The organism is Vibrio sp. 10N.261.51.A3 (assembly GCF_041471965.1).
Taxonomy (GTDB): domain Bacteria; phylum Pseudomonadota; class Gammaproteobacteria; order Enterobacterales; family Vibrionaceae; genus Vibrio; species Vibrio crassostreae_C.
On sequence record NZ_JBFRPK010000153.1, the window covers coordinates 1 to 821 of the forward strand.

Consider the following 821-nt stretch of genomic DNA (forward strand, 5'->3'; position numbering starts at 1 on the left):
CAAGTGTCGTCTACTCGACATTTCCTTCCAACTACAATCGTGATGACCAAATTAAAAAGGAGGTCATCATGGTAGTTTTCAACAAAACGAAGTGGCGTCAAAAAGCCTTTTCGGCTTGAGGAAATTTGGCGGATCAGAACCAGATTAGAAATTGAAAATAATTTGATGCAGCTTGCGTTGCTCAACTTAGCTATTGATAGCAAACTTAGAGCAAGTGATTTGCTCGTTCTCAGAGTTTGCGATGTATCTTCGCAAGATAGGATATTTAACCGCGTTAAGCATATCCAGCGCAAAACAGATATTGAAGTTCAATTTGAGATAACGACAAGAACTCAACAGAGTCTAATGAAATGGATTTTGATGGCTTCGCTACATGACAGCAATTTTATTTTCCCAAGCCAAAGGCGAAAGCAACAAGCGATTAGCTATTCGTACTATCGATACTTAGTGAGGAGATGGGCTTCTAATCTGGGGTTGGATCCTAACTTGTATGGCACTCACTCGATGAGGCGAACAAAAGCGACGTTAGTCTACGCAAAAACGAAAAATATCCGAGCGGTGCAGCTACTACTTGGTCATACCAAGGTAGATAATACAATCCGCTATCTTGGGGTTGAATTAGAAGATGCATTGTTGCTTTCAGAAGGTACTGAGTGTTAATCGAAAAGGAACCTAAATACTTAGGTGTTTCAATTGCTATTACGCTGAAAGTTGTTACCCATTCACCGCTACACTTGATTATTTTCAATACGTTAAGTGCAAATACTACTAATCTGTCCAAGGTTTGAGGACCTTGAACAGATTAGGTATACACAAGCTTA

The 821-nt window shown here is 39.7% G+C and carries 1 protein-coding gene; it reads left to right on the forward strand.

Annotated elements, in window-relative coordinates:
* Nucleotides 1-123: 123 nt before the first annotated feature.
* A complete protein-coding gene (locus AB4371_RS22315) occupies nucleotides 124-660 on the forward strand; it encodes a tyrosine-type recombinase/integrase (RefSeq protein ID WP_102394471.1) in 537 nt (178 codons plus the stop codon).
* The last annotated feature ends 161 nt before the right edge of the window (nucleotides 661-821 follow it).